This window comes from Methylobacterium sp. D54C (genome assembly GCF_053345595.1).
This window is the reverse complement of record NZ_JBKFAK010000011.1, coordinates 36,011-56,077: the sequence shown is the minus strand read 5'-3', so window position 1 is coordinate 56,077 and position 20,067 is coordinate 36,011. Positions and strand designations below refer to the sequence as shown.

The following is a 20,067-nucleotide window of genomic DNA, read 5'->3' as shown; positions in this document are numbered from 1 at the left end:
GTACGGACAGGGGCTGTCCCGACGGGCGACCGTGGCATTCGCAAAATTCAGCGCTGGCATGATAGCCGGGCGGTGGGTCCATACCTCATAGTGGACGGACCAAGAGATCCGTTTTCCGCCGAGCGGCTCGACCTCCGGGACACCTTCCCGGCCGGAGAGGTGCCTCCGGCGAACGAAGGACCGGCGAACGCCGGCCATCCATACGAGAGGGGCCTTTCGCGTCTTGGAAGAAATCTACCTCGATCACCAGGCGACGACGCCCGTCGACCCTCAGGTGTTGCTATCCATGTTGCCCTATTTCGGCGAACGGTTCGGCAACCCGCATGCGGCGACCTACGCGCGGGCCGAGGCGGCCCGGGGGGCCGTGGCGGAGGCGCGGAGGCAGGTGGCCGCGCTCGTCGGCGCCGCTCCATCGCAGGTCGTGTTCACGTCCGGCGCCACGGAGGCCACCAACATCGCCCTGCGCGGGCTTGCGCGTCGCAAGGTCGGCCACGCCGTCGTCAGCGCGATAGAGCATGCGTGTGTCCGCGAGACAGCCCAGGCGCTCGAAGCAAGCGGATGGGAATTGACCACCGTGCCCGTGGATGCGGACGGTCGCGTCGATCCCGACCTCGTCGCCGAGGCGCTTCGGGACGATACCGTCTTCGTCTCCGTCATGCTCGTCAACAACGAGATCGGCACGATCCAACCCGTGGAAGAGATCGCCTCGGCATGTCGGTTCCGCGGCATCCCGTTTCATGTCGATGCGGCGCAGGCCGTCGGTAAGCTCCCCGTCGACGTCGACGCCATGGGCATCGACCTGATGAGCGTGTCCTCCCACAAGCTCTACGGACCGCAGGGCATAGGCGCCCTGTACTGCCGGTCGGCCTTCCGTGACCGCCTACACCCGATCTTGAGCGGTGGTGGCCAGGAGGGCGGCCTCAGGCCCGGAACCCTGCCGTTGCCGCTGTGCGTCGGATTCGGGGAGGCATGCCGGCTTGCCGCCTCGCAAATGGATGAGGAGGCGGTCCGGCTGACCGAACTGCGCACGCGCATGCTCGCCGGCCTCCGCGACATGGCGCCGGCATTCGTCGTGAACGGCAGCCTCGACCATCGCCTTCCCGGGAACCTGAACATTTCCTTCCCGGGCCTCGACGGCGAGGCCGTGGTCGGTGCCGTCGAAGGCGTTGCGATCTCGACCGGGTCCGCATGCTCCTCCGGCGCAATCGAGCCTTCGCACGTGCTGACGGCGATGGGCCTCGACCACGACGTGGTCGTCGGCGCCGTGCGGATCGGGCTGGGACGCGGCACGACCGCGGACGACGTCGACCGAGCCGCCCGGCGCATCGCGGCGGCGGCACGGAAACTATCGGCGAGTGGCTGAGACGGGCGTTTTGCGGGGATGGGTGGGACCCTGTGGCTTATTGGCCATTGCACCGCACGCCCTGTCGGCGATCATGGTCCCATGACAACCCCAAGTGCCCTGAACGAAGCCTCCGTCCCCCGTGAGATCTACTCCGGCCACGAGTCCTTTGCGTTCCGCTACGGCTGGTTGCCGAAGCTTTATGATGCCGTGACCGAGGATCCTGCCCTCTTCTCGGACGACGACGCGGCTATTGCGCGGCTCGGCATCGGCAAGAACATGGTCCGTTCCCTGCGGTTCTGGGGGGACGCGCTTGGTTTGATCGAACCCGAGGGTCGCGCCGTCCGCCTCACCTCCTTCGCCAGGTCGATCCTCGATCCCGTCGAAGGTCGTGACCGGTACCTGGAGCGGACGGATACCTTGTGGCGCCTGCACTGGCGCTTGGCGACCCGGGCCCGCCTGGGTGCATGGCAGGTGGTTTTCACGGACCTGATGGAGCCGGAGGTCACACGCCGCCAGTTGCTCGTCCTCGTCAAACAGCGAGCTGCCCGTACGCGGGGGGAGATCAGTGCGAACACCCTTCAGACGCATGTCTCCATCCTGCTGCAGACCTATGCGGGCTCCGACGAGGATGAGACGGTGGTGGAGGACACGCTGGGCTGCCCCTTGCAGGAACTCAGGCTGCTGAGGACCGGCGACGCGGGCGGAGAGCCTACCGTTCGGATCAACCGCGGCACCAAGGACGGCCTCGACGTTGGGGCCTTCGCGGAGGCGCTCGCGGATCGCTGGCGAAGGTCGGCGTCCGATAGCCAGGTCGTGAGCGTCCGCTCGCTGCTTCTGGACCGCGACGGACCAGGCCGGATCTTCAAGCTCGACGAGGCGGCGCTTCACGAGAGGCTCCAAGCCGTCTGCCGGTCCGTGACGGGGCTGGAGGTGCGCGAGGACGGCGCCGGTCGCCTCGACCTCGTAGCGACCCGGCGCAGCGCCTTGCGCGAACTCGACCAGGTGGCGGCATGAGGCGCGATATGGGCGCTCCCCTGATCGGCGACCGCGTGGAGGTCGCCAGGCGCTACGTCCGCTCGATCGAACTCGAACGCGACCTGTCGGACGCGGCCGCGCTCGACGGGTACGTCATCACGCCGACGGTCCTCGATACGTTGCGCCGCATCCTCCGTGGACTGGCCGATGGATCGACGCATCGTGCGTTCCGCATCACCGGGCCCTACGGGGCCGGCAAATCCGCCTTCATGCTCCTGCTCGCGCGGCTGTTCCTGGAGCGCCGAGACCCAGCGGGATTGGCGACGACCTTGCTCGCCTCCCATGGCGCCGGTCCTGCGGGCGAGCTCGACAGGACCCGCTGGTACGAGCCCCTGGTCGTGTTGGGGCGGCGTGAGAGCCTCGGCGAGCTGCTCCTGTCGGCCGTGGAGCGCAAGTTCGCCGTTCCTCGCGGCAGGGGGCGCCGCTCCGCCGTCGCGGAACGGGCGGAGCGACTGCGCGCCGAGCGGTCCGAAGGCCGTTTCGACGACGATGCGGTGCTCGACCTGGTGAAGGATTATGCCCGCTCCATCGACAAGGCGCGTGACGGCCGGGGCGGCCTCCTGATCCTGGTCGACGAGTTGGGCCGCTGCCTGGAACACGCGACCCTGAAGCGTGGGTCCGTCGATCCGTCCCTGTTCCAGCGCCTGGGCGAGATGGCGGCGGGATCGGGCGATGCGCCGGTGGCGGTCGTGGGTGTCCTGCACCAGCGCTTCGCCGAGTATGCCTCGTCGCTCGGCGAGCGGGCCCAGGAGGAATGGACCCGTTCAGCCGAGCGCTTCGAGGACCTTCCCTTTCAAGAGAGCGTGGAGCAGACCGCCTTCCTGCTCGCCGCCGCGCTGAAGTCGGCACGGCACGATCCGATGGTGACCCGGACCGGGCGCGAGCTCTACGCCGAGGCCGCGCGACGGGGCTTGTTTCCCGGACGCGGCGTCGACGCGGAGGAGTTGGGATCCCGGCTCTACCCCCTTCATCCCGCGAGCGTTGTGGCCCTGTCCGCGGTCGCGCGTCGGCTCGGGCAGAACGAGCGCTCGGCCTTCGGCTTCCTGCAGGGGCACGAACCCTGGGGGTTCCGCGACTTCGTGGCATCGGTCCCCTACGGTGCGGATAATTGGTACCGGCTTCCGGACTTGCTCGACCACCTGCTCGCCCGCGGCACGGCGGGACCGCGTGACGGGGCACCCGCGCGTCGGTGGGGATTGCTCACCGATGCGCTCACGGGACATCCCGACCTTCCGCCCACCGAGATGCGCGTCCTGAAGTGCGTGGGGCTGCTCAGTCTCCTGGAACCGCTCCCGGGGCTCGCGCCGGATCCTGACGTCGTGGCGTTCTGCTTGCGTGGCTCGGACGATCCCGCAGCCGTGTCGGCCGCCCTCGGGTCGCTCGTCGAGCGTCGCATGCTGTATCGTCGCCCCCATCGGGGAGACTACAGCCTCTGGGCCAGCAGCAGCGTCGACCTCGAAGGCTGGCTCGACAAGGCCCGGGCGCAGGTTCCGCCGCCGGTGCGCCTCGACTCCGCCTTCGAGACGCTGCCGCCGCCCCGCCCCGTCGTCGCTCATAAGCACTACCATGAGACGGGCACGCTCCGTGCCTTCGGGGTACGCCTGGAGGATGTCGCCGCGACCCCGCCCCAGGCGACGCCCGGCATCGATGGTTGGATCACCGTCGTGTTGCTCTACCCGGGCGAGGACCGTGTCTCGGCGATGCGCCGGCTTAGCCTCACCAAGATGTCCGTCCCGTCGTTGTTCTGCGTGCGCGAGGTGCCGCCCTCGCTGCTGGAGGCGGCACACGAACTACAGGTCTGGCGCTGGGTCGACGCGAATTGCCCGGACTTGGCGATGGACGACCTCGCCCGCCGCGAGGTCCGCGAGCGTGTCCGTTCGACCGGCGAGAAGCTCGCCGGGGCGCTCGCGCCCTTCGCTCGTCCGGCGACCGGCGAGGAAGCCGAGACGACGTGGCTGTACGATGGCGCCGTCGTCGAATTGCGGGACCGGGCGGCGCTCCACCGGCTCCTCAGCCGAATCTGCGACGAGACCTATCGGTCCGCCCCCGTGGTGCACAACGAGTTGGTCAACCGTTCGAAGCTGTCCTCCGCCGCCGCCATGGCGCGCATGAAGCTCATGGAGCGGATGGTGACGCACGGCGCCGAACCCAATCTCGGCATGGAGGGAACGCCTCCCGAAAAAGCCATTTATCTTTCCGTGTTGAGGGCCTCTGGCCTGCACCGCGAGGAAACGGCCGGCTCCTGGCAATTCGGGATGCCCGACCCAGGCCATCCCGGACGTTGGCACCACGCCTGGACGGGGATCGAAGAGATCTTGTCCAGGGGCGGCGCGGTGGCGGTCGACGAGATCATGAGGACACTTCAGGGAGCGCCTTTCGGCATCCGGCCCGGCGTTTCGCTGGTACTCCTGACGGCGTTCATGCTTGCGCGACGGCACGATGCCGCGTTCCTGGAGCGGAACACGTTCATACCGGAGATCAACGGCGCGAACCTCATGAGGCTCGCGCGCAACCCCAGGAACTTCGGACTGAGGTTGATCGCGGATGCTTCCGGGCCGCAGGCCGTCCTGCCGGCCCTCGCGTCCGGCTTGAGCATCTGGAAGCCGGGCTCCGCCCCCGCGCCGCGGGCGACCGCGGTCACGGAGGCGCTGTTCGCTTGGTATCTCGGCCTGCCCGCCTTCTCGCGCGAGACGCGGTCGATCTCGCCGCTGGCCCAAACGGTCCGGCTTGCGCTGGACAAGGCAACCGATCCCGTGGAGCTGCTCTTCGAGCGGCTTCCCGCCGCGTGCGGCCTCGCTTCCGCAGTCGGCGACGCCTTCGATCCATCGCAGTACGCCGCGCTCCTGGATGAATGCCTCCAGGAGCTGCAATCGGCTCCGGTCCGGCTCCGTGCCGGTGCGCAGACCGCACTCCTCGACGCCTTCGCCGCGCGCGACATCGCGGCGTTGCGCAGGCAGGTCGCGGCCGACTACGGGCCCGTCGAGCAAGCCTTGACCGAACCCCGGATGCGCGCCTTCGTCGTCCGGACCCTCGACCGTACGCTCGTCGACCAGGCATGGCTGGGCTCGGTCGCCAGCCTCTTGACCAGCCGCAGGCTCGACGCTTGGCGGGACGACACCGCCGACAAGTTCGGCTTCGAGGCAAAGGCGCTGGCGCTGCGCCTCAACCGATGGCTTGCCGCGGCGAGGGCCCAAGCCGCAACGAAGGTGCCGGTGCTGAGCGTCCACGTCGTCGACCCCTCCGGCCGCGAGACGGCCACCGTGGTGCGGCCCGAGGGGGAGAGCGTCGACGACGTCCTCGTCGGACGGTTGCGCGCGATGCTCGCCGAGCGAAGGGACGCGGTCTTCCTTCTCGGGCGGTTGCTGGCCGAAGAGGTTGCCAAGGCGTCAGAGGAGATTGCCGATGACGTCCGCTGAACCCCGTCACATCCTGAGCCTGTCCGGGGGTAAGGACAGCGCCGCACTCGCCATCCATCTCCGGGACCGCATCCGGAATATGGAATACATCTTCAATGACACCGGCAAGGAGTTGCCGGAAACATATGATTATCTCGACCGCATCCAAGATTATCTCGGTCGCCCCATCATACGCCTGAACGCGGACCAAAGCTTCGACCACTGGTACGACATCTACGGAGGCATGATCCCGTCGAACCATCGACGGTGGTGCACGAAGATGCTCAAGCTGAAGCCGTTCGAGACCTATGTGGGTGACGAGAGGGTGCTGAACTACGTCGGGCTCCGCGCGGACGAGGACCGTTCAGGGTACATCAGCCACAAGCCGAACATCACCCCGGTCTACCCGTTCCGCGAGGAGGGATTGCGGCTCGCCGACATCGAACGCATCCTCCGCGACTCGGGCGTCGGGATGCCGCCCTATACCGAATGGGGTCGGACACGTTCGGGGTGCTTCTTCTGTTTCTACCAGCAGAAGATCGAATGGCTGCACCTCAAGGAACGCCACCCCGACCTGTTCGAGAAAGCCAAGGAATACGAGCGCCCATACGAGGGAAGCGGCAACACCTTCACGTGGAGCGACGGTGAAAGCCTCGCCGAACTGGAGCGTCCCGAGCGCGCGGAGGCCATTCGCAGGGAGACCGCGCGGCGCAGGGCCGCGAAGGAGGAAGCCCAGGCCGATCTCACCCTGGCGCAAGTCTACGCGAAGCGGCTCGCGGCTACCGAGGGCGACGACGAGGCGGCCTGCCTGATCTGTACCCTTTGACCGAGGCCCGCAAATCGATTGCAACGGGCCCCTGCACGCCGGCCGGCCAGGTCGGCTGCATCCGGGTTCCTGAAGCAGGCCTGCCGGCCTTTCCCCCAGGCCAACCGCGGGGTGGCACCCCGCCGGCGGCCGGGTCCGTGCGGCCTACGAGGCCGGAGCCACCACGGGGGTCTCGACGGCGGCTTCCGGTGCAGCTTTGCGGTCGTTCCCGAAAACCATCAGGATCGACAGGTCGCATCCGGCGCCCGTCTCGGAATGGACGTCCGGATCCCCCTTCTTGATCCTCACGCCTGTCGGCAGGTCACAGGCGTCCCGCCTGAGGGCGACCGGCATCTGCAGCGCCTCCACGAATTCGGATTGATCGACCTTCGCCATGAGTTTGAGGCTATTCTTGTCGCCCTTGCCCTCCAAACGCTTCCGAACCCAGGACCTGACGTTCCACGCAACGTCCTCTCGCAGATGGAGCACCACGTCGGCCTTGTCCTTCGCATTGAAGAACAGCCACACAGCCCGGTCGGCGGTGGCATAGGATTGCACCTCCTCGAATTTGCCCTCGACCTTCGCTAAAATCCTCAAGCCGGCCCAGTGCGGCAGGGTAGGCACTACCGGAAGTCCGACGCGACCGATGTCCTTCGTGAACATCTGTTGCAGGTCCGCGTGATAGAGTTCACGCAGGCGCCCTACCCACTTGTAGCGGCCACCGAGCGCGGTGCCGCCGGTGAGGTCCTCGACCGGGATGGTCACTGGCCACTTGGGATGCCAGGTGACGTGGAAACGCCGGTCATTGATGAGCACGAAATGCGTGGTCGGATGCGTGGCGGCTTCGAGTTCGTGCAACGTCCCGCCGATCGTGGTGACCGCACGGAGGTTGGCCGACCGTTCGGGAACGAGGTCGCAGGCCGGCGTCACCACGGCCAGGATGTCGGGCATAGGCTTGTCCGGCACCGGGTCGGCCGCCGCGGCCTCGCCGTTTATCGACCGCAACTTGTCGACGCGTACGAACAGGTCACCCGCCCAGGCCTTCGGTGAAAAATCCGTCAGTTCCATCGGCACCACGGAAGTGGTGATGGCGCCGTACAGCGTCGATATGGCTTCCGTCGGAGCAACACGCCCCGGAACGGCATCAGTGAGCGCCAAGCTGCCGACCAATCTCGCCGCGGATACGTCGTGCAACTGGCGCTCTACGAGACTGGAAAGATATCCATTGAAGAGCCAAACCAGGTAGTGCGCCAGGGGTAGGCGCTCATTGGTCAATCTGAACTGCTGAAGATATGAATAGTCCGGCAGGTCAAGCTCGCGGACCACATTGAGGAGATCGTCCTGCGCCGCCTGAACGCTTCCGCGCCAGATGTTGATCAGTTCCCAGAGTGCGCTCACCTCCCGTCGTCTGATGACCAGCCCAAGTAACGCCGCCTGGGCGTACATCGTATCGGTTTCGATGTTCTTCTTCGGCAGGAACTGGATGGCACTTGCAAGGATCGCCGTGTGTCTCCTGAACTCCGGCAAGTCCGCGGCCTGCGCCTCCGACGAGATTAGCATCACCAATGGGATCCGCCGCGGGTTCGCCTCGACGATTTCCCTCAGGAACGCCATGGAACGATCCCGTGCGGCGACGCTTGCCGGTACGGTCTCGGTTCCCTCCGGGGCCTGCGGTGCCTCCAGGTAGAAGTCTAGGAAGACGAGGTCGAACTCGATCAGCTCCTTCGCTTGCGCTTGGCTGTCGAAAAGCTTCGGGGGCTTCCCGCTTATGTCGGTGATCAGCCGTTCGAGGCTCTCCAACGCGGCCAACTTGTCCCGTCGGTCGACATCGTAGCTGCCGAAGAGCCGGTGGAGGATGGTGCCGAGAGGCGTCGCCCGCTCGGTTCCCTTGTAGGCCTTCCACAGCAACCGGAGGTGCTCGTCGTCCTCGATCCGGTCCAGGGTCTCTTCCAGGGACCCCATCCCGTTCTCGTGGAAGGAATTACCTAGGCCGTCCGGGTCCTCGTCCTCGATGGCGTCCCTGAGATGGGTACGGAAAGTCGCCTTGTCCTGGGGCGCCAATCGCTCGGCCGAAGGCGCATCGTAGCCGTCGTCGATGATGGCGACGTGCTCGATGCCACCTTTGTGGAACGCGTCGCGAAGCCGGTCTTGATAGCTCATTTCCTGGCACTGCCCGACAAATCGATTTGGAAAGTGTTGAATCGACCGGGTCGCGCACTTTCCCTTCGAAGCACGTCGACCGTCCAGCCTTGGTTGCGGGCGACCTCCCGCGAGATGTAGAGGCCGAGACCCCGTCCCTCGCCGGCCGGCTTCCGGGTCACGAAGGGTTGGAAGATGTCATCGGCGAGCGCCGGATCGACGCCTGGCCCGTTGTCCTCGATGGTGATGAGCCCGGCACGGACGTCAGCGGTGATGGTGACGCTCGGCTTGAAGCCGTTCTCGACCAACGATTGCTGTTTCAGCCAGTACAGGGAGTTCGCCAGCAGGTTGTCGACGATCTGCACCAACATCCCCGGCACGGCCCTGATCGGCCAGCTCCCGGCCGAACCGTAGTTCCCGCCCAGGCGGATGGAATGGCGCTTCGCCTCTCCTTCCCGCGCGTTGACGGTGCGGGCAAGGATTGCGACCACGTCGAAATCGGATTTGGTCTGCCGGCGGACTGTGCCCAGCGCCTCAAGGTTGGCGACCCGTTTGTTCAACGTCTCCAACTGGTCGGTCAGCGTCGTCACCGCGGCCGCCGCCGACCGGTCGAGGCGCGACACGTCGAGATCCTTCAGGGTGCGCAGCGTCCCGAACGTGGCGCGGTCGAGTTCGTGAAGGACGAACTCGACCATGAGGCCGACGCCCGCGAGATAGACCAATTGCTCCCGGTCCTCCGAGTACTGGTCCCCGAGTTCCTTGGCCTCGTCGACGTAGCGGACCAGTTCGTCCACGAAGCCGGAGGCCTGCTTGGCCATGGCTCGCTGCCCCTGGGGCAAGGCCTGCTCGATCTGGGCGATCTTGTCCCGAATGTCCGCCTCGGCCGATTCCACCCTCTCCGCGATGGTTTCCAGCGTCATGCGCTCCTCGACGCGTTTCGCCTTGTCCTCCGTCTCGACGAACTGCTTGAACTGCGTGAGCAGCACGTGCCGGAGGAGGGCGATGAGCGCGCCGCGCTCGGGCGTCGCCACCAAGCCTTCCCGGTTGGTCTGATCGAGGAGGCCCTTGTTGCGCCAGCTGATCAGCACCCGCCCGATGACCTGTTGCCGGTTGAGCTTGTAGCCCTTCGAGCCGAAGGCGCTCTTGTCGAGTTCCAGCCAGTCGTCCTCCGCGCCGCCGTACGGGTTTACGCGGTAGCCGTCGCGGAACAGCATCAGCCCCCCCGCCCAGCGGCGGATTTCGGCCTTGAGGTCGGCGCTGTCGGGATAGCCGTTCTTGATGGTGAGGATGCCGCGGTTGAACCACCACATCTCCATGCTGAACGGCCCGAGGCTTCTCAGGAGGTTCAGCGAGCGGATCTTGGCCGTCGAGACGAGTTCGGCCGCCTCCAGCCTGAAGGACTTTTCCTTGTTGCGCAGTCTGTAGTCGACGCGCCCGCTCAGGACCGGCACCCCTGCCACGACATCGAACTCGGCACGGCAGTATCCGTGGGCGCGCTTCAGGAATTCGGGATCGACCGTCGGTATCTCGATCAAGGCCCCGTTGAAGGAGAGCCTGAGTATGCGGTCCGCCGTACGTGTCGCCCATGGGTCGACGAGGCGGGCGAACTCTTCCGCGGCGACGGCCTCCAGCTTCGCGCTCGACCAATCGGCCCTGAGACCACCGACGATGATCTGCGTTCCGCTGGCCGTCGGGTCGCGTTTCGTCCCGACGGTTCGCGCCTCAAGCTTGATATCCTCCAGCATGGCGTCGGAGCCGTGGTCGAAGAGGCTCCAGTCTATCGCGAGCTCGTTGTACCTGGTCTGGTCCTTCTTCGATGTTCGGACGAGGAGATGGTCCCCGAGCCTCATGGCCGATAGCCGGCCGACCCCTTTCTCGCCCAGGGGAGCGGACCCCTCCCCTCCCCTCGCCAACCTCTCCTTGTCCTTCAGCCTCGAACGCGTGCCGATGGTGAGGAAGATGTCGTCGAGATCCTCCTTGGTCATGCCGTGTCCGGCATCCGCCACGCGGATGTAGTTCTCGGCGATGTACCAAGTGCGCAAGGCCGCCTTGAGCGCAGGCAGGTCGGATGCCTCCGACAGCTTCAGCTCGAACTCCTGGCGCGCCGAACCGTCGAGATCCGTCAGCGCGACCACCGCCGCCCTGACCTGACGAAGGGGCCCCGGGTTCGTCTCGATTTCCTCGACCATCAAGTCATACACGCTCCGCGTGACGACGACCTGGACGTCGATCCGTACCCTGCGGGAACCGGCATCGATTCCGTTCTTGATCAGCTCGTAGAGAGCGATGCCATCGGAGCTGATGAGCTCGGCCCCGAGCTCCAGGATGGTGCGGGCCGCGATCCGGAAGGCCACCTGCGTGTCAGGCCCCTCTCGTCCGGCCGGGTTCGCTGACCGCAATCCCGCCCGGCCGGTCTGAACGAAACACGATGAAGTTCCGCCAATACATGCACCGCACCGCGTCTTGGCAACGTCTGGTTGATCCCCGTGCATCCTGAGGGGCCCGGAACGGTCTTTCAATCGGAAACGCGGACCGTCCGCGCGCATATTTCGTGACGGATTGCCTCATGACGCGCATCACCGTCGCCGCGCCTCGACGAGGCCCTCGACGAAGGCACCGTCCGCGAAGGGCACTTGGGCGTAGCTGACGTCCCGCTCGCCTTCGAGCTTTGCCAGCACATGCCCCTTGCCCAGAAGGCGCTCGGCCCCCTTCTCGCCCAGGGCGATCTCGGAGGTCCCTTCCGAATCGACGCGGAGGATCAATCGGTTCCCGAGGTTCGCCCGCAACTGCATCGGCATGACGTTCGCGTCCGGCCTTTGCGCGGCGAAGATGAGGTGAATGCCCGCGGCGCGGGCCTTCACCCCGAGGCGCCCGACCGTCGCCGCCACCTCACGCTTGTATTCCTCGACCAGCATCCACTCCGCGAACTCGTCGTGCACGAGCCAGATCACCGGGAGCCGATCCCCCGGGTCGACCTTGGCGTTGTAGGCATCGAGGTCGGACACCCGTGCGGCCTTGAAGCGCGCGTACCGGGCGTCCATCTCCGCCACCAACGCCTGGAGACGCTCCGACGCAGCCTCCTGTCGGTCGATGACACCCCCGTCCAGGTGCGGAAGCTCGTCGAACGCGAAATAGTCCACGCCTTGCTTGGGGTCGATCAACACGATGCGCGCCTGTGCGGGCGTGTTCGTGGCGGCGATGCCAAGGATCAGGTTCTGCATCAGCACGGACTTGCCGCTGCCCGTGCTGCCGGCGATCAGCGTGTGCGGCGCGTGCCTGCGTCCCGGCGACAGCAGCAGGAGGCGGTTGTCGTCCTCGCGCACGCCGACGAGCAACTCGCGGTTGCCCCACCCGTCGGCGGGCGGGGTCCATCGTGTCCAAAGCGCCCTTATCCCGACGGAACTTCGACGCGGCCGCTCCACGGCGATGGCGACGGCTCCCGGCTCGGCCCTGACCGAGACCACGTTCAAGCCGTAGGTGGTGAGCAACTCGGACCGTCGCCTCAACACTTGCTCGACGGTCAGCGTCGACGTTCCGGCAAATTTCAGGAGCGCGCTGTTCGGCGTCAATGTGGAAGAGATCGATTTCGCTTGCAGCTTGAGTTGCTGGAGCGCGCTGCGCGTGGTGCTTACCAGTTGCTCCAGCCACCGCGCATCCTCGTTCGAGGCCGCATCCGGCTCGGCTCCAGCCAGGAGGGCACCGACAGCGGGATCGAGCCAACCATGGGCCGGCTCGGTCGGCCTCGGCGGCGGGGCGGCGGCATGCGTCGCGGACGCGGGTGCAACGAGCGTGGGCATCGCCGAGCCGCCAGCGGCCTCGGTCGGGGCCGATGGCCCTGCTCCTGGTGCCGCCTTGCTCGTATCGACGGTGGCCGGCCCCCGTGGAGGGGGTAAATCCGGATCGAAGCCGACGGCCCGCCGTACGCTCATGGGATCCCGATCAAGCGCGTAGCACGCGACCAGTTCGCGGACGCGCGCCCGGCCGTACGTTTCCTGGAAGCCGCGGTCGAAGCCGGAGACCTCCACGGTCGACGAGAGGTCCGGGCCATCGGCCGGCTCGGGTACGAATACGTGCGAATAGCCCCGGACGCTGATCTCGCAGTTTCCCTCGCGGACCGCTCGCGCGATGGCGGCGAGGTCGAAGCCGCCTGCCGCCGGCACCCTGATGCCGTCGATGAGCAGGTCGGCGAGACGGCCGAGCCACGCGTCGCGGTCCATCCGTGCGGGCACTCCGTCCAGTGCCTCCGTCATCCTCAGGACGGTGTCGCGCAGTTGCTTCTGGGAGTCCTTCCGCGCCTTCGCCAAGGCATCCGCATGCACGTACTTCGCCTCGGAGACGACCAGTTCGAGCCGATAGCCTTCGCCCGACCTGGACGGCGCGAGCGTCAACAGGTCGGCGATCTGTTCCTCGCGTTGCCCGAGCCATGCGGCGTAGTCGTCAAGGAAGTACCAGCCGGCGAGGCGTTCGCCGAGTTCCTTGCGTATGAGGTAGCGACTGAGCACGAGGCCTATCAGCTCGCTCGCACTGCGACCCCTCTTGGCAGCGCGCAGGACGATGTCGCCCGACACCTCGTTCGCATCGTCGATCATGCGGTCGACGAGCGGCGGGATGGCGGCCTCGTCGAGGTCGAGATTGAGCGTCCGCAACCTTCCGGTCACCATCGACCTCAGGAGCGCGAGCGAGGCGCTCGACGAAACGACGAGGTTTCGGCCCGACGTGTCGGTCTGCTTGAACCTGATGATGCGAACCCTCTGGTTCAGGAGCTGCCGGCGGTCGAGCAACTCGTCGTAGTTCGCGACCCAATTGCCGAGGTTGTGCGTTTCCTCGAAGATGCGGGACGTCCGCTCGTCGCGGAAGTCCAGTTGGCGTGCCGGCACCAAGCGGTGTCCCGGCGCGGCGGTGGCGGCATCGCCTAGGGACATGCGCGCGACCGCGTCGAGGAACGCCCAGCCCTCCTCGCCCTGGGCCGGACAGCACAGGTAGCTGGCGGACTTCAGGTCGTCGTCGGCGGTCGGACGGCGACGGGACCACCGCGACGGCAGGAGGCTGCGGATGTCCGCCGGCGTGGCTTCGACCGGCAACCACTCAAGCCGGGCATGGCGTGAGACCACGTCCTGGGAGAAGACGATGTCGTAGGGCCGACCGTCCCTGGGGTCCGGGGGCGGCGCCTCGTCGGCGACGACGGAGATGCGGAGGCGGGCCATGAAGTCATGGGATGCCTCGCTCGCGCCGCCGACGGTGGCTTCCGAGGCCACGCCCTCCTGGAGGGAGCGGTAAAGGTCGCGAAGGCGGACCGGGTCGACGTGGCGGAGCAGGAGTTGGCAGCGGGTGTCCTCGCCGTCCTCGTCCATCGCCCCGAGCCGATCTATGACCGCCTGGGGCAGTCGTGCCGAGTCGCAGTTGAACAGCACGACCGCCATGTTCGCCCGCTCGTGCGGCTGCAGGACGAGATAGCGACGGACGAGGTCGATGACGGCGGCCGCGCCGTCCGCGGGGCTCTCGTTCGTGTCGGCGTCCGGCCCGGTCACGGGCGCCTCGTGGAGGCTGTAGTCCTGAAGGCAGTCCGTGGCCGCCAGCACCGTCGGCTGGTCCCCAATCCAACCCAGGACCACCTCCGGATAGAAGGCGTGGCCCAGGTCGCGCCGCAGGTCCTTGAAGTACAGTCTGGTGTCGCCGAACACGAGTTCGCCGGGATTCAGGAACCTCTTGATCAGGTCCGCGACGAGGTGTGCCTTCCGCCAGGAAGCGGCCAACCTGAGCGGATGCCACGGCAGCACGACCGCTGCCGGCGAGCCGCCCTCGACGAACGCGGTGCCGACCTGCAGCAGCGGACGCAGCAACGCCTCCCGGTTACGGTCTCCCGGTGCCCGCGAGACGACATCCCGCAGGAGGCGGGCGTAGGCCTGTGCCTGGGCGAGATTTCCCGCCGCGCCGGCGCCCAGGCTTCGCATTTCCCGCACGGCCGCCGCATACGACGACTCGAATTTCTCGAAGCTCCGGAGCAGCACCTCCGCCGCGTCGTGGCCCAGCTTCCCCTCGTCCCGCCGCGCCGCGAGGTTCGCGCGCCAAGCGACGCCGAGGTCTCGGTCGCGCCTGTAGACCGGGACGAAGGAGCCGCGGTTCCGGTCGAAGGCCGGGACGAGCGTGCTAACGTCGGAAAGGTCCACGGTGGAGGCACGCGCCCGCGCTCCCGACTGCTCGCGCGAGGCCCGGCAAGCCGTGAGGGGGCGGGCTTCGAGCCTCTCCCAGTCCGATGCGAACTGGGAGACCACGGCGTCGGCGTCGTAAGCCCAGACGAGCTGCGCGGAATGCGTCTCGCTTCCACCGGAGGCGAACTCCGTCTCCACCTCAAGGTTGAAGCGGAGTTGGAGCGCCGCCTTCGATTGCGAGCGGTTCAGGTTCGCCGTGCCCGCCGTGCGCCACTCCGCCAGGAGGGCTGGGAAGTCGAGGAGTTGGCCGACGTCCCAGGTGACCCGGTCCCCAAGCAGCGCGCGCAGACCGGCATAGCGGAGCGCGAAGTACGTCCCGGCCTCTACGTTGAGGTCTCGCAACTCACGCCTCGTGGCGCGGTCGCATCGGATGCGAAGCCGGCGTCCCACGCCGGGGGTCGAGCGGTTGATCAACGGTTCGAGCGAGGAGGCCAGCCCCACGAGGAAATCCGAGCACTCGAACGGCCGTCCGTAGACGAACCTATCCCAGGCGGACTTGAGCTTTCGGTCCTCCCTGAACTCGTTCCGGCGGCTCTCGTAGAACGCCGTGTCGTCGGGCGAGGCATCGGTCGTGCGTCGCGAGGCGAGGCGTTCCAGGTACTGCCGGTCCTCCTCGGCGAGCAGACCCGGCTCGCCCTCCGCGTAGAACTCCAAGGTGCGGCGGCCGAGGTTGAACTTCTCGCGCTGAAGACCGTCGAACAGCGGCTTGACGTCCTCCCATTCGCAGGCGGCCAGAGCGGCCGCCTCGACGTTCCATCCAGCCGGGGCGACGATGAAGGCCTCGACCACGGGATGGAGGACTTCGGGAATGACGCCCCTGACGCGCTCGAAAGCCGTCCGCAACTCGTCCTCCCCGAGGGCCAGCTGGGCGCTGGTCTGCTTCACCAGCAACCCTTCGCGACGTGTCCGTGCGGAGGAGAACTGGGCCTTCCAGGCGGAGGCACGACCACGTACGGCTTCCTTGATGGCCAGGAAGAAGCATTGGTCGCGGGGCAGGCGCAGCGCCGGCATGGCCGCGCCGAGCGCGTTCACGAGCGGAAGGCCGTCGTCCTCGACGGAGACCCTCGTCTGCAGGACGTAGGCGGCGAAGCGTTCGAGCGACGCGATCCGCAGGTCACGCAGACCCGCGAGCGCCTTCTCCCACCATCGTGCGTCCGTGTCGGACAACCCGATCCCGTCCGAGGCCGCGCGCACCCAGAGGTCGGGACGGTCGAGGAGTTCCGCGGAACCGACCCGCGCTGCCTCTTGGAGCGATTGCTGCTCCTCGTCGCCGACATTGGCGAGCAGGAAGGCCGACTTCGCGCATGTCGCGTTGCGGAAGTGGGTCGCCGGCAGCGTGGTGATGGCTTCGGGCGGAAGCGCCGCCCCCACCACGAGTGATGCCGGCAGCTTGACCTCGACCCGGGTGGCGAGGAACGGGTCCGCGAGGACCGCGAGCCCGACGGCTGTCGTGACCTCGGCGCCGAGGCAGTCCAGGGTGTAGCGGGCGATGCCGTTATCGACATCCGAGCCTGCGGGAAGCTGCTCGCGGAGGTAGAGGACGGCAACGCGGCCGAGCAGTTCGAGGACGGTCATCGGGCGGCCCTGCGGAAGGGGTTCTCGACGTATGCGCAGGCATCGGACAGGCGTCGCAGGAGGCCGAGCGCCTTCAACCGCCTTTCGAGCCGCTCGGCATTCGCCTGGAATGCCTTGAAATCGACGTCGCCCGCGTCCAGGGACGCGGCCGCTTCCCTGTCGCCGAACACGAGGCCGTAGCGTTCGTGCAGGAGGATGAGGAAGGCGGAGAACTCCATCCGCACCTCCACGTTCGCCAGGATCAATGCCTTGAGCAGGGCGTCGGTCGGGGCGTAGCGGAACCTGTTCGTCCCGCGGCGCGACACTAGCCCGATGCCGGCGCCGTAGCTGCGGTGGACCTGTCCGACGTGCTGTCGGTGGCGGGCCAGGGCGCTGCGCCGCAACTCCGCGAGCAGGCGATCCGGTTCGGCGGGACCTCCGTAGTCGTCGGGACCGCGAGGCCAGCGCACGCGTTCCTGGACGAGGCCGCGGCAGTTCGCGAAACCCTCGGGTTCGGCCGCGAAGCGACGCCAGTCCTCGCCCTCCCCTATGGCGGCGACGTACCTCTCGACCGCCCGGGCGGAAAGCCCATCGTTGCGGGCGTAGCTCGCGACGGACAATTCGCGCACGAGGGTCTTGCGCGGCGCGACCATCTCGCAAACCAGCGCCGGACGGCCCTCGCCGAGGACGTCCGCCGCGACGCGCAGTTGGTACAGCAGGATGTGGAGCGCCCCCAGCGTGGCGAGGTGTGGATAGGCATCGAAGCGCGGCAGGCGCTGGTCGAGCACCGCGGTCCAGTCGGCTCCGAGAGCGTCGAAGCAGGGATGCCGTTCGTACGGCAGGTAACTGTTCCCCCGGACCTGAACATCGTCCGGGACGTCGGGCTGCATCCTGGCGAGCAGGCGGTCCGCAGGGTCGCTGCCCTCGAAGGCCTGGGCGAAGTGGGCGGCGAGCGCGCCGGCACGGTCCGACCGGGCCAGCATCTGGTAGAGAAGCTCTCCGGGCAGGCCGAAGTAGATGTATTCCCGGCTCGCGGTGCCGGCCGACACGTTCAGGTCCTCGTAAAGCGCGCTGGGGCCGAAGGGGAAGACGAAGCGCGAGCTCCACCGCTTGTTCGACTTCGACTCGACCGTGGAGGAGCGCAGCATGCCGACGAGGGCCGCGAACTCGTGGAAAGATGGGAAGCGAGAGCGGAGATAGGAAAAGTCGCGCGACGGTACGGCCTGGGCGTTCTCGCCCATCCATTCGAGCCAGCGCGCCCAGGCTGTCGCATCGTCGGTCACCCGCTCCGCGACGCGGACGAGGCTCTCATTGTTGTACAGGATGTTGCGCAGGTACATGCGCTTGTTTGGGCGGTATCTCAGCGGGTAGGGGCTGCCGCCAGCCAAAAGCGCGCCGGACCTGTGCTGTGCCTCGGCGACGACCAGGAATTCCATCAGGATGAGCCAGGGGCTCTGGGAATCCCAAAGCCGATGCCCCCAGATCTGCTCGTCCACCCAAAGCTTGTTTTCGGGATGGTCGATCCTCGGCGGCGGCGGGGCCGGTACGGTCGTCGCGGCATTCATTCGGGAACCTCGATCACCTCGTCGAGCGGGTTGCCCGCCGCGTCGAGGCTGAGCAGTCGGAACGAGATGCCATCGGACCGCTCCGACGGCCGCGACGTTTCCAGTGCGAACAGGAGCGAGCTCTTGAACGCCATGATGTCCTCAAGGCATTCGCGCGAGAAGTTGCCGGGCAGCGCACCCTCGGCGACGCGGACGAGGAACTCGTAGCGCGTGAGGTTCAGGGCCAAGGACCGTACGACGTCCCTGTCCAGGTGGACCTCAAGGGTCGGCAGACCGTTGGCGAAGCCGATGTCGACGCGTTCATGCCGTCTGGGCGCCACCGAGAGGCGGTCCTCCAGGAGTTGGCTCGTCCCGCCGCCCGAGGTCGCGAGGTTCGTCGCCAGCAGCAGCTCCCGGTCGGTCGATACGAGCAGACCCGTGAAGACGCGGTTGAGCCCGTTCGCGAGCCGAGCGACAATGCGGCGCTGCACGCGGCCGCCGGCTTTCGCGACCGAGGCGACGTCGCGCAGGTATTCGCCGGCGTGGGTGTACACCGTGAGGCTCCAGAGGGACAGCTCGTCGGCCTGTTCGTCGGGGATCTTGAAGAAGAGCGCCCGTCTCTGGTCGGACAGCAGGTCGAGGAACTCGCCGCCCTCAGCATCGGACGGTTCCTCAAGGTACTCCCGTTGCGCGGCCCGGAAGCGGTCCGTGGCCCCATAGAATCCGTCCGAGCCCAGGAACGCGTCGTAGTACGGCCGCAGCGCATCGTCGTCCCGCCCGAAGACGATTAGGTTGTCGAGACGGTTCGTCGTCTCCTGCCCGATGCCGAAGCGACCGAGATAATCAAAGATCTCCAGCCCCTGCCGCTTCGTGGCCCCAAGGTTGGACCCGAAGAGATTGCCATAGATGCTTCCCTGGCCCTCGGTCCCGGCCTCGACGATACCCCTCACGTCGGCGGCCTGCAGGAGCCGGTCGCGTCCGGCAGGGTGGCCGAGCATCGCGTTCGCGAGCAACATCAGGACCCGCCTGATGGGCGTATGGAGTTCGGCATACTCGCAAAGCTCGAAAAGGGCGCGCAGTCGCGAACGGAGCTGTGGCTCACGAAGCAACTCGTAATTGCGCCGGATCGGGCAGCGCGGACCGAAGAAGCCGTCCACGGCTGCCTCGTCGTAGCAGGCCGCCCAACCCTCGTGGGATAGGAGGGCGTCGAGCGCGAGGTCCAGGATGTCGGGACACGGCGTTGCGCTCAGATTGAAAAACTGAAACGCATCGACAGGTTCGGGGTCCGCATCGCCAACGAGACGCGCCTCGATGAGTTGGTGCATGCGCCGGGCGGCGGGATCATCACTCAACCGACGCCACGATTCGACGAGCTGCCCGTCGTTGGCGGCGATCACGAACCACCGCGGTGCGCCTTCGCCGAGGGCCGCACGGCTGGCGTCCTGCAGCAGGGCGTGTTTCGAGGCGTAGCCGCCGACCTCGCCTGGCGGCAGGGCGGTGAGATCCCGGATGACCACGACGTCCGCCGTGCGCCCCCCGATGGACGCGACCGTCTCGTGGTAGGTCTCGTCCGAGGTCCAGGCGTTCGCCTGCCCGCCGATCGCCTCCCAGAGCTTTCCGCAGAGGTGGGTCTTCCCGTCGCCGGCCGTGCCCGTGAGAACGATGAGGCCGCTAGCCCCTTCGGCGTTGCGAACCGCATCCAAGACGGATCGCTCCAAGGGGTGCGGGAAGGTGGGCGGCCTCACCCCCAGCCGCCGCGAGGAGCGTCGAAGGTGTTCATCGAACGAGTTGTCGTTGCGTGGTATCGGGCCGTACTGTCGGAGAAATCGTATCCAACTCGCGCCTTCGCTCATCCGGCCTTCCCGATGCGCCTATTTGCCGAAAGCAGGATGCGGCATCCGCTTCTTGCTCAACTATCCCCCACCTAACTTAAGGTAGACACATGGGGCGGTCGTTGCCAAGCCGCCGCTTTCCGTACGGGTGGTCGTGCCCCCAAACATACAGATCGAGGCGAGCTTGTCGCGCTATCGCGTTCCCGCGA

General features: G+C 67.1%; 9 protein-coding genes. 4 read left to right on the top strand and 5 right to left on the bottom strand.

The annotated features are described in order from the left end of the window. Positions 1 to 223 precede the first annotated feature (223 nt). The 4 genes from ACLBYB_RS20240 to ACLBYB_RS20225 all read left to right on the top strand — a co-directional run bounded on the left by ACLBYB_RS20240 (position 224) and on the right by ACLBYB_RS20225 (position 6,601). Entirely contained in the window at positions 224 to 1,363 is a 1,140-nt protein-coding gene (locus tag ACLBYB_RS20240; protein WP_447699811.1) for a cysteine desulfurase family protein, read from the top strand. A gap of 81 nt (positions 1,364 to 1,444) precedes the next feature. Beyond that, entirely contained in the window at positions 1,445 to 2,359 is a 915-nt protein-coding gene (locus ACLBYB_RS20235) for a DUF4007 family protein (RefSeq protein WP_447699810.1), read from the top strand. An 8-nt stretch (positions 2,360 to 2,367) separates the two neighbouring features. Next, positions 2,368 to 5,796 (top strand): hypothetical protein, encoded by a 3,429-nt coding sequence (locus ACLBYB_RS20230; RefSeq protein WP_447699809.1) that lies wholly within the window; start codon positions 2,368 to 2,370, stop codon positions 5,794 to 5,796. Continuing rightward, a complete protein-coding gene (locus ACLBYB_RS20225; protein WP_447699808.1) occupies positions 5,783 to 6,601 on the top strand; it encodes a phosphoadenosine phosphosulfate reductase family protein in 819 nt (272 codons plus the stop codon). Before ACLBYB_RS20230 ends, ACLBYB_RS20225 begins: the two co-directional genes overlap by 14 nt. A gap of 144 nt (positions 6,602 to 6,745) precedes the next feature. On the opposite strand, the gene ACLBYB_RS20220 is transcribed toward ACLBYB_RS20225, so the two are convergent. The 5 genes from ACLBYB_RS20220 to ACLBYB_RS20200 all read right to left on the bottom strand — a co-directional run bounded on the left by ACLBYB_RS20220 (position 6,746) and on the right by ACLBYB_RS20200 (position 19,729). Beyond that, complete coding sequence (locus tag ACLBYB_RS20220) at positions 6,746 to 8,740, bottom strand: hypothetical protein (protein WP_447699807.1); 1,995 nt, start codon at positions 8,738 to 8,740, stop codon at positions 6,746 to 6,748. After that, positions 8,737 to 11,073, bottom strand: a complete 2,337-nt coding sequence (locus ACLBYB_RS20215; protein ID WP_447699806.1) for a sensor histidine kinase — start codon at positions 11,071 to 11,073, stop codon at positions 8,737 to 8,739. The genes ACLBYB_RS20220 and ACLBYB_RS20215 overlap by 4 nt, the downstream gene beginning before the upstream one ends. Before the next feature lie 222 nt (positions 11,074 to 11,295). Then, positions 11,296 to 16,503 (bottom strand): FtsK/SpoIIIE domain-containing protein, encoded by a 5,208-nt coding sequence (locus ACLBYB_RS20210; RefSeq protein WP_447699805.1) that lies wholly within the window; start codon positions 16,501 to 16,503, stop codon positions 11,296 to 11,298. Continuing rightward, on the bottom strand, positions 16,500 to 18,047 hold the full coding sequence (locus ACLBYB_RS20205; RefSeq protein WP_447699804.1) for a hypothetical protein: 1,548 nt from the start codon (positions 18,045 to 18,047) through the stop codon (positions 16,500 to 16,502). The genes ACLBYB_RS20210 and ACLBYB_RS20205 overlap by 4 nt, the downstream gene beginning before the upstream one ends. Beyond that, positions 18,044 to 19,729 carry a hypothetical protein gene (locus ACLBYB_RS20200; RefSeq protein ID WP_447699803.1) on the bottom strand — a complete coding sequence of 562 codons (1,686 nt, stop codon included), beginning with the start codon at positions 19,727 to 19,729 and terminating at the stop codon, positions 18,044 to 18,046. Before ACLBYB_RS20200 ends, ACLBYB_RS20205 begins: the two co-directional genes overlap by 4 nt. Positions 19,730 to 20,067: the final 338 nt, after the last annotated feature.

Coding starts and splice junctions, on each gene's coding strand:
- ACLBYB_RS20235 (WP_447699810.1), top strand. CDS start 1,445: ATGACAACCCCAAGTGCCCTGAACGAAGCCTCCGTCCCCCGTGAGATC.
- ACLBYB_RS20230 (WP_447699809.1), top strand. CDS start 2,368: ATGGGCGCTCCCCTGATCGGCGACCGCGTGGAGGTCGCCAGGCGCTAC.
- ACLBYB_RS20225 (WP_447699808.1), top strand. CDS start 5,783: ATGACGTCCGCTGAACCCCGTCACATCCTGAGCCTGTCCGGGGGTAAG.
- ACLBYB_RS20220 (WP_447699807.1), bottom strand. CDS start 8,740: ATGAGCTATCAAGACCGGCTTCGCGACGCGTTCCACAAAGGTGGCATC.
- ACLBYB_RS20210 (WP_447699805.1), bottom strand. CDS start 16,503: ATGACCGTCCTCGAACTGCTCGGCCGCGTTGCCGTCCTCTACCTCCGC.
- ACLBYB_RS20205 (WP_447699804.1), bottom strand. CDS start 18,047: ATGAATGCCGCGACGACCGTACCGGCCCCGCCGCCGCCGAGGATCGAC.